The 6,994-nt window shown below is 63.2% G+C and carries 7 protein-coding genes; 1 reads left to right on the forward strand and 6 read right to left on the reverse strand.

From position 1 onward, the window contains the following. Positions 1–81: 81 nt before the first annotated feature. The 4 genes from B0W55_RS28075 to B0W55_RS28090 are packed head-to-tail and all read right to left on the reverse strand — an operon-like array spanning position 82 to position 3,690. Positions 82–1,095: a nitronate monooxygenase family protein gene (locus B0W55_RS28075; RefSeq protein ID WP_077049163.1), complete on the reverse strand. Its 1,014-nt coding sequence runs from the start codon at positions 1,093–1,095 to the stop codon at positions 82–84. A 3-nt stretch (positions 1,096–1,098) separates the two neighbouring features. After that, positions 1,099–1,653, reverse strand: coding sequence for a cytochrome b (locus tag B0W55_RS28080; RefSeq protein WP_077049164.1), 555 nt, complete (start codon positions 1,651–1,653; stop codon positions 1,099–1,101). A 52-nt stretch (positions 1,654–1,705) separates the two neighbouring features. Next, positions 1,706–3,379: a cation acetate symporter gene (locus B0W55_RS28085; protein WP_077049165.1), complete on the reverse strand. Its 1,674-nt coding sequence runs from the start codon at positions 3,377–3,379 to the stop codon at positions 1,706–1,708. After that, positions 3,376–3,690, reverse strand: a complete 315-nt coding sequence (locus B0W55_RS28090) for a DUF485 domain-containing protein (RefSeq protein ID WP_077049166.1) — start codon at positions 3,688–3,690, stop codon at positions 3,376–3,378. Before B0W55_RS28090 ends, B0W55_RS28085 begins: the two co-directional genes overlap by 4 nt. Before the next feature lie 412 nt (positions 3,691–4,102). On the opposite strand from B0W55_RS28090, the gene B0W55_RS28095 reads away from it, so the two are divergent. After that, positions 4,103–4,996: a LysR family transcriptional regulator gene (locus tag B0W55_RS28095; protein WP_077049167.1), complete on the forward strand. Its 894-nt coding sequence runs from the start codon at positions 4,103–4,105 to the stop codon at positions 4,994–4,996. On the opposite strand, the gene B0W55_RS28100 is transcribed toward B0W55_RS28095, so the two are convergent. Next, positions 4,980–6,215, reverse strand: coding sequence for an MFS transporter (locus B0W55_RS28100; RefSeq protein ID WP_077049168.1), 1,236 nt, complete (start codon positions 6,213–6,215; stop codon positions 4,980–4,982). The genes B0W55_RS28095 and B0W55_RS28100 overlap by 17 nt on opposite strands. Continuing rightward, the coding region (locus tag B0W55_RS28105; protein WP_139340996.1) for a YbfB/YjiJ family MFS transporter at positions 6,212–6,994 on the reverse strand (783 nt) is incomplete at its 5' end. The genes B0W55_RS28100 and B0W55_RS28105, both read right to left, overlap by 4 nt.

Here is a 6,994-nt window from a genome sequence, read left to right on the forward strand (position 1 = left end):
TTACTCATGTTATGCCCGAACACAAAATTTCTGACACCCTCGCTCCCGCTGGGGCGCGAAGCGGCCCCGACAATCTGCGGGTCACTGCCAGCCCAGCGTCCTCCTCTGCTCATTCAGGAAACGCCCCGTGTTTGCGTAATCGACGATGTCGGTTTGCCGTACATTCACCAACCCACTCACCAGTTCCGCCACACGCTCGGCCGCCGGCACTACGCTGTGAATCTTGCCCACCCCCTGCCCCGCATACAGCGACAGTTTCTGCGCCATCCGCGGTTTGTCGATCGCCCTCGCTCCACCGCCAATCAACCGCAACACATTCCACTTGTCCCGATTGGGGATCACCCGATGGGGCGTGCCGAAGGTCCAGCCGAACGAATAGCCGGTGCGGTACTCGGTGTCATCGGTACTGGCTTCGACAATCTTTTGTTTGTACAGCGGATGCGCATTGGACTCTTGAGTGGCAATGAACGCCGTGCCCACCACCACCCCGGACGCGCCGAGCGACATCAGCGCCCGCACATCGTCGCCGTTGACAACGCCACCGGCCGCCAGCACCGGCCTGCCCTCGGCGACATCGAGGATCGAGGTCAGCAACGGCATGATGCCGATGGTGCCGCGGTTCAAATGCCCGCCACTCTCACTGCCCTGGGCGATGATGATGTCCGCGCCCTGGGCAATGGCGATCTGCGCCAACTCCACCGACCCAGCCTGCACCATCACCACCAGTCCCGCGTCCTTGGCCCGGGGGATCATGTCGGCGGCGTATTTCTCGGCATAAAACAGCGACAGCAGCCTGGGCTTTTCCTTGAGGATCACCTGGAACTGCGCCTCAAACACATCCGGCCCGCCGAACTGCGGCACCAGGTTGACCCCGAACGGCCGGTCGGTCAGCGCGCGGGTCTCGGCGATCCAGCGGCGCAGGGCCAGCGGCGGCAAACGCAGCCCGCCGATCACGCCCATGCCCCCGGCGTTGGCCACCGCCCCCACCAGTTGCGGCCCGGAAATGGCCGCCATGCCACCGAGGAAAATCGGGTACTTCACCCCGCAGAGCCGGGTGATGGCGTTGCCGCCGAAATCCAATGCATGTTGATTCATGACTCACAGCTCCACGTGTTTGCCCAGCATGCGCTTGAGCGTGTTGTTCTTCAGGAGAAAGTGATTCTTGACCGCGCCGAAAATGTGCAGCGCAAGGCCCGCGAGGAACGCCGAGGCGCCGATGTTGAACAACACATCGACCACATGCTTGAGCGTGGCATTGACGGGCAGCACGCTCGGTATCCACAACCCGCCGGGCAACGCCACCGCCTCGCCGGCCGCGCACCGCGAAGCCCACACCGCGATCGGCAGCAGCACCATCGCCAGGGCCAGCGACACCGCCACCGAACGGCTGATGATCACTTCGATGGGATTGGGGGTGCCCACCGGCAGTGGATGGTAGGAGGTGATCCGCGCCCAGAATCGATAGCTCGACACCAGGAACAGGATCAAACCCAGCAGGTTCTGCAACCTGCCGAGCGCCAGGTGTTGTGCCTCGCTGGAGGCGTGGCTGATCAAGAGTTGAAGGCCGAATATCGCCAACAGCGCAAATGCCACGACCCAGTGCAGGGCGACGGTGATGGGTGAAAAGCGCAGGCCATTGTCTCGCAGTTGCATGAGGGACTCCTTTTGCAACGAACGCAAAATCAGGAAGAGGTGAAAGGACGATTCAGTGATTGACCGCTTGAGCGGCGCCGAGGCCGGTCTGGGCGCGTATCAACTGGTCGTCGAATCGCTCGCGTTCCAGCCCTGCCCTATGGCTGCGATCGGTGACCGAGCCCAGCCAGGTGAAGAAGAACGCCACGTTCATCGAGATGATCGCCGGGTAGTCGTAGGGGAAAATCGCCTCGCTATTGCCGAGCACCTTGACCCAGACGGCCGGCGACAGAATCACCAGGCCCACCGCACTGATCAGGCCCGCGACACCGCCGATCAACGCACCGCGAGTGGTCAACCCTTTCCAGTACATCGAAAGCACCAGGATCGGGAAATTCACCGACGCGGCCACGCCGAAGGTCAGCGCCACCAGGAAAGCGATGTTCTGATCCTTGAACAGAATGCCCAGCACCACCGCGACGATGCCTATGCCCACGGAGGCGAACCGCGACACCCGACGCTCGTCCCTGGCATCGGCCTTGCCCTTGCGGACTACCATCAGGTACAGGTCATGGGAAATCGCCGAGGTGCCGGCCATGGTCAACCCGGACACCACCGCCAGGATCGTCGCGAAGGCCACCGCTGAAATGAAGCCGAGCAACAGATCGCCACCCACGGCCTTGGCCAGGTGCATCACCGGCATGTTGCCGCCGCCGATCAATTTGCCCGCCAGATTGCCGCCCTCGTAGAAGGCCGGGTCCTGGCCGACGATGACGATGGCGGCCAGGCCGAGCACGGCGACGATCAGGTAGAAAAAGCCGATGAAGCCCGTGGCGACGAACACTGATTTGCGCGCCTGTTTGGCGTCGGGCACGGTGAAAAAGCGCATCAGAATATGCGGCAAACCCGCAGTGCCGAACACCAGGCCCAATGACAGCGAGATCAGCGACAGTGGATCGGCCACCAGTTTGCTCGGCAGCAGGATCCGTTCGCCATCGTGGTGCGCGGCCACGGCTTTTTCGAACAGCAGATCGAAGGAAAACCCAAACTTGCTCAACGCCAGAAACGCCAGCAAGGTCCCGCCCAACAACAGCAACCCGGCCTTGATGATCTGCACCCAAGTGGTGGCGACCATGCCGCCAAAGGTGACGTACACCGCCATCAGGCAACCCACGGCGATCACCGCGTAGTTGTACGGCAGGCCGAACAACAGTTGGATCAACTGCCCGGCACCGACCATCTGCACCACCAGGTAAAAGCACACCACCGTCAGCGAGCCGAAAGCGGTCAGGGTGCGGATGCGGTTTTGATCCAGACGAAACGAGGCGATGTCCGAAATGGTGATGCGCCCCAGGTTGCGGATGCGCTCGGCGAACAGGAACAGCAGCAACGGCCAGGCGACGAAGAAGCTGATGGAGTACAGCACGCCGTCGAAACCGTTGAAGAAGATCATGCTGGTGACGCCCAGCAGCGCGGCCGCCGACATGTAGTCACCGGCCAGGGCCAGACCGTTCTGGAAACCGGTGATGCCGCCACCGGCGTTGTAGAAGTCGTCCATGGATCTGGTCTTGGAGGCCGCCCAGTACGTGATGCCCAGGGTGGTCACGACGAAGACCAGGAACATGCTGATCGCGGTGATGTTCAGCGGTTGTTTTTCGACGTTCTGCAGCACGTCGCCGGCCATGGCGCGGGCCGCGAAGGTGCACAGCAGGACGGGAAGGATGAGGTGTTTCAGGAGCCGACTCATACGATCACCCCGGCGCGAATTTGTGCGGTCAGGTCATCGAATTCGCCGTTGGCGCGGTGGATGTAGAGCCCGGTGAACAACCAGGCGCCGACGATGAACACCAGGCCCAGGGGCCAGCCGATGTTGATGATGCTGGTGGCGGACAGCTTGGTCGCCAGCAGCTGCGGGGCAAACGCGGCAACGAGGATGAAGGCGAAATACGGGACCAGGGTGGCGGCGGTCAGGCAGGCGACGAATCTTCGCTGCCGTGAGACCAGATCCTTGTAGCGGGGATGATTGCGAATACGGGCCGATTCGGTTGCTGGGTTCACGTTGACTCCGTGTAGCAGTGGTTGCGTTATTGTTGTTCCACAGCCTCAGATTCAGACTCGATCCGCCACTGGCTGCGGTATCTGTGCCCGTTCAACCTATGCCCGGTGGGTGATCATGTAAAATGATCATTTGTGATTTGGTGGATCGTTTTTGGTGAATCGTTTTGCCCTTTCTTCAACCTGGCCAAATGCGCCGCTCATCCCTGTGGCGAGGGAGCTTGCTCCCGTCGGGCTGCGCAGCGGCCCTTGGCGTTCTTCAGCGGTACCGATTTGTCTGGATTTGCGACTGCTGCGCAGCCGGACGGGAGCAAGCTCCCTCGCCACGGCTTGCGTCGTTAGGCTACCTTGACAGCCATCTCCCTCGAGCCGAAGCTTTAGCATCAGTTATTACTTTTCCAGATAGGCATCCCCAATGGACGTAGCAGACCTCAAAGTGGTCGACGCCGTCGCCCGCCTCGGCAGCATGAACAAGGCCGCCAGCGAGCTGAACACCGTTCAATCCAACGTCTCGGCGCGGATTCGTTCGCTGGAGGACGAGCTCGGCGTGGCGTTGTTCCAGCGCAGTGCCAAGGGCGTTCAGGTGACGCCCGCGGGACGGCGGATCCTGCCGTTCGCGGCGCGACTGTCGAAGCTGCTGCACGATGCGTCCAGCGCCGCCCGGGATGACGGTCTGCCTAAGGGTGTACTGGAAATCGGCACCCTGGAAACCACCCTGGCCATGCGCCTGCCGCGCTTGATCGCGCAGTTCGCCAAGGCCTATCCCGAGGTGCGGCCGGTGGTGCGCACGGGCACCACCTGCAGCCTGATCCAGAACGTCATCGACTGTAAGCTGGAAGGCGCGTTCGTCGCCGGTCCCGTCCACCATCCGGAGCTGCACAGCGAAGAAGCCTTTCGCGAAGAACTGGTGCTGGTCACCTCACCGGCCCTGCGCGACCTCGCTGACATCGCCGGCATCGAGCACCTCAAGACCGTGGTGTTTCGCATCGGCTGCTCCTATCGCCAACGCCTGGACACCCTGCTGACCAGCCTCGGCATCGTCGCCCCGGAGCCGCTGGAATTCGGCTCGATCGAAGCCATCATCGCCTGCGTGTCGGCGGGGGTCGGCATCACCTTGCTGCCACGGGGTGTGGTGGCCAGCGCGGCCCGCGAGGGGCTGGTCGCGGTGCATGAGCTGCCGGCGGACATGGCCGAGGTCCAGACCGTGTTCGTGCGGCGCATCGACGGTTATTACTCCAGCGCGCTGTCGACCTTTCTGCAAAGCGTGCGCGAGGACGAAGTCCCGGCCCTGGCTAGTGTGGCGCGCTAATAACTGACACCGCGTAAAAGCGGCTTTTGATCCAGCCGTTCACAGCGGCACACAGCACCAGCAACCCGCCCGTCACCAGAAACACGTGATGCAAGCCAAAATGCGCGCCTATCTGGCCACCGATCAACGGCCCAATCACCTGCCCGGAAAACTGCGCCGATTGCAGGTAACCCAGAATCTTGCCGGTGTTGTGCTCCTCGACCGAATGGCGAATCAGCTTGGCAATCGCTGGCAACAACCCGGCGATGGTCATGCCCATCAGGCCGCGCAACACCGCCAACTGCCACCATTGCGTGACGAAGGCCTGGGGCAGCATGACGACGCCGGTCAACACCAGGCAGCCGACGATCACGTTCCAACTGCCCACGCGGTCGGCCAGCGCCCCCAGCCTGGCGGCCGTGAGGATACTGCCCAGGGCCGAACAGGCCATCACCACACCCGCCAGCCGCGCCTGATCGTCCACCGCCACGCCCAGATCGCCGAGGTAGAGGGTGATGATCGGCTCGATCGACATGTTGGCCAGCAGCACCATCATCGCCGTCACCAGCAACGCGGCGATGATCGGCCAGCGCGAACTGACGCCATCGACCGCTGCTGTTTTGCCGCGCCGCACCCCATCCACCCCGCGATCGAAATCCTCGCGAATCAGAAAAATGGTGCTGAAGGCGGCCACGGCGATCATCGCGCCACCGACGAAGAAGGTACCGCGAATGCCCACCAACTGCGGCAGAAATCCACCCACCAACGGCCCGATCAGGTTGCCGGACAGCGCTCCGGTCGACAGCACGCCCAGCGCCCAGCCGGCCTTTTCCCGTGGCACCTGGGAGCCGATCATTACGATCGACGCCGAGGCATAGCCGCCGATCAACCCGGCGACCAGGCGCAGCACCACAAGGTCGGTGACGTTGCGCGCCAGGCCAATCAGCGACATCACAATAGCCATGCCGATGGCGGCACGGATCAGCATCGGCTTGCGGCCATAGCGGTCCGCCAGTCGACCCCAGAGCGGCGCGGTGATCGCCGTACCGAAAAACGTCGCACCGAAGGCCACGGCCGACCACTGCACCACATCGGCCTGGGCCGTGACGCCGAGCTGCTGCACGTACAGCGGCAGGAACGGCAGCAGCATGCTCAGGCTCACCAGCGTGGTGAACGAACCGAACACACAAACCGCCAGGTTGCGACGCCAGTAAGGGAGATTGCGATCGGCATAATTCACTGGGACAGGTACTCCGCTGGCGCTGACCGGGCGCTTCGCACCGCCGCCACCACGTCGATGACAAAGGCAATCAGCATGGCTGCCGTGCCGATGATGAATAGCATTTGGTAGTTGCCGCCGCTCCAGGAAAACAGGAACGACAGGCCATACGCGGCCACGGCCTGAAACAGCGCGAAGCCCACCGTCGCGGTTTGCCAGGCGGCCGCCTGCTGGGCTGGATGCCTGGCGAGGATTTCATGCAATCGGCCCAGCACCAGCGGCACGGTGCCGGTGACGAAGGCGCCGACGATCACGCTCGATGCCATCAGCCAGACGGTGCCCAGGCCAATCGCCGGGACCGCCACGCTGACGGCCTCGAGGATGAACGCCATCCGCAGTGCGCGACCGAAGCCAACCCGGTCCGCCAGCGCTCCGGCCAACAGCGGGCCGACCGTGGCGCCGATGCCGAACAGTACCCAATACTGCGCGCCGGTTTGCAGGCCCTGACCGAGGCCGCGAGCGACGAAATCCACCAGAAAAATCATGTGCGGCACCCAGCCGGCAGCGTTGAGGGCGTACTCCACGTACAACGCCTTAAGCGTGCCGTTGGCGGCTGGACGACGGTGGTGGGTGACGTCAGACATTGGCGCATTGTCGCTCGGCCATCCACGCCAGGCGATGGCGGTCAGCAGCAGCGCTATCAGCCCCAGGCCCAACCAGGTTTGCGCCAGGCCCTGTTGCAGCAACAGCGGCACCAGCGTGCCGGACGCCGCAATCCCCACCCCTACCCCCATGAAGAT

Source organism: Pseudomonas sp. KK4, assembly GCF_001984065.1.
Lineage (GTDB): Bacteria > Pseudomonadota > Gammaproteobacteria > Pseudomonadales > Pseudomonadaceae > Aquipseudomonas.